Annotated in this window: 1 protein-coding gene; it reads right to left on the bottom strand. The window is 29.6% G+C overall.

Going from position 1 to position 2,862, the window contains the following annotated elements:
- The coding region (locus NF27_RS07735) for an ankyrin repeat domain-containing protein (RefSeq protein ID WP_039457903.1) at window positions 1-1,746 on the bottom strand (1,746 nt) is incomplete at its 3' end.
- Between the last annotated feature and the right edge of the window lie 1,116 nt (window positions 1,747-2,862).

The following is a 2,862-nucleotide window of genomic DNA, read 5'->3' as shown; positions in this document are numbered from 1 at the left end:
ATGGATCATAGCCTCTCTTTTTTCTATATCAGAAGTATGTTCAAGTAATAACTTCAATACTTCTACATGGCCTCTCGAAGCAGCATCAATAAAAGCTTCATCATTTCGCACATGGATCATAGCATTTCTTTTTTCTATATCAGAAATATGTTCAAATAATAACTTCAATACTTCCACATGACCATATAAAACAGCATTAACAAAAGCTTGGTCATTTTGTGTATGGATCATAGCCTCTCTTTTTTCTATATCAGAAGTATGTTCAAGTAATAACTTCAATACTTCCACATGACCACTTATAGTAGCATTAAGAAAAGCTTTATAGTTTTGGGCATGGATCATAGCATTTCTTTTTTCTATATCAGGAGTATGTTCAAGTAATAACTTCAATACTTCCACCTGATCATATAAAGCAGCTTCGATAAAAACTTGGTCATTTCGTCCATGGATCACAGCCTCTCTTTTTTCTATATCAGAAGTGTGTTCAAGTAATAACTTTAACACTTCTACTTTATTTTTATTATTAGCATAGATAAAAGCTTTGTCATTTTGTGCATGGATCATAGCATTTCTTTTTTCTATATCAGGAGTATGTTTAAGTAATAACTTTAACATTTCTATATCACCTATCGAAGCAGCATCAATAAAAGCTTGGTCATTTCGCACATGGATCATAGCATCTTTTTTTACTTGGTCAGAAGTATGTTCAAGTAATAACTTAAAAGCTTCTAGTTTATTTTTATCATTAGCAAGGATAAAAGCTTTATCATTTCGTGCATGGATCATAGTATCTTTTTTTTCTATATCAGGAGTATATTCAAGTAATAACTTTAACATTTCTGTATCACCTATCAAAACAGTATCTATAAAAGCGCTATTATTTCGTGCGTGTATCATAGTATCTCTTTTTCCTTGATCAGGAGTATGTTCAAGTAATAACTTTAATACTTCTGCGTAGCCATTTAAAGCAGCATTAACAAAAGCTTTATCTTTTTGCGTGTGAATCATATTATCTTTTTTTCCTTGATCAGGAGTAAGTTCAAGTAACAACTTTAATATTTCTGCATAGCCATTTGAAGCAGCATTTACAAAAGCTTGATCATTTTGTGCGTGGATCATAGCATCTTTTTTTACTTGGTCAGAAGTATGTTCAAGCAGTACTATTAATACTTCCGTATGACCTTCTTCAGCAGCATATATAAAAGCATTAACATTTAATGCCTGGATCAGAACGTCTCTTCCCCATAGATTAGGAGTATTTTCAAGCAGTACTCTTAATACTTCCGCATAACCTTTTTTACCAATACGAATAAAAAGTTGCCTATTATATATATTGGTCATAGCGGCATTTTTTACTTGGTCAGACCTATGCTCAAATAATAACTTCAATACTTCTGCATGCCCCATTGATGCAGCATAGAAAAGAGGTTTGTCAGCTTGTGCATGGATCATAGTATCTCTTTTTCCTTGATCAGGAGTATGTTCAAGCAGTAACTTGAGTACTTCTATATTACCTTCCTTAGCAGCTAAACAAAAACCTTCATTAATCTCATCATAAGTGATGTTCTCTAAAAATTCATGAACAGGTAAGGTAAATAAATAATTTATAACCTCTATATTTCCCTCTATGCATGCAGATCTATACATTTGTATTATATCTTCTTGTCTATGTTTTCTCTTCAGGCTATTTTCTGTAGGAAAATTTGTCTTTTGTTTCTTATTTAAGCTTTCACTTTCTTGTTTCATAGATATATCCTTTTTTATTTAATTAATAAAGTTTTTTACTTTTTTAAAAAGCATGTGATTGGTTCGGGGGAATAAAAATAAAGTAGTACTTATAAACATCATGATAAGCTTATCATTCCTACTTTTTTAGCATTTGGAACCCTGCGCATTCTTATTATAACTAATAATTATAAAAACAGTGCAAATTTAACAATTTGACAGTACCATGTAAATTAATATCTTTAAAACCCTGTTTTATTCACCTTTTGCTAGCAACTATTTTTTTATTAATTTTTAAGAAATTAGGTATACAAAATATAATATTTCTTTCTAATCTATTTATTAGTAATTATTTCGTTATTTTTAAATTGTTATAAAAACCGGTATCGTTAAACTTCCTAATCATATGTAAGAAGTGTCCTGCCCTCGTATAATAGCTCCAGAAATAGGTTAGTAAATAAGGGTATTATAAATATTTATGTGGAAATGTGGCATAAGGCTGTAGTATACTATTTATCTAAGTTGTAGAAGGCAGATTTGGTATTTGTCCAAAAAAACTTTCCCAAAAAAGTTGAGATTGTTTAAAAATAAAGAGCATATAAAATGCTACTTGTAGGCTTACATTTTTTATAACATTCCCGTTTATAATCTTTTTAGGGAAAGCAAGTATTTTTCAGATAAAAATAACCAAATTCACACCTTTTAAACATCCCCTAAATTAATTTATTTAGGGAGAATTAAATATAAATATCGGCCTAGGTTGCAGTATTTGTGTTTAGCTATACTTCGAAGGTTAATACTTTTTTTAGAGAAAGTATTNGAGCACGAACTAGTTAATAATAAAGTGTTTAACCATAATAATAAAAAATCATAAAATCTTATTTTAGAGAAAGTTTATATATACAAATAGCCCTGGAAATATAAAAATACATAATNTTCCCTAAAAAGATTATAAACGGGAATGTTTCAAACATTATGAGCTTAGAAAGCCCATTTTATAGGGTGCCTAAATTTAATAAACTTTCACTTTTTAGGGAATNTTTTTTCATAANTTTATGAAAAATACTTCCTGTAGCCTTGATATATAGCTTGCCGCAGCCTTATGCCACATTTTCACATAAATATTTATAATACCCT

This window comes from Candidatus Jidaibacter acanthamoeba, from assembly GCF_000815465.1.
GTDB lineage: Bacteria > Pseudomonadota > Alphaproteobacteria > Rickettsiales > Midichloriaceae > Jidaibacter > Jidaibacter acanthamoebae.
Note: the sequence above shows the minus strand (reverse complement) of the source record. Positions and strands in the feature narration are given on the sequence as shown.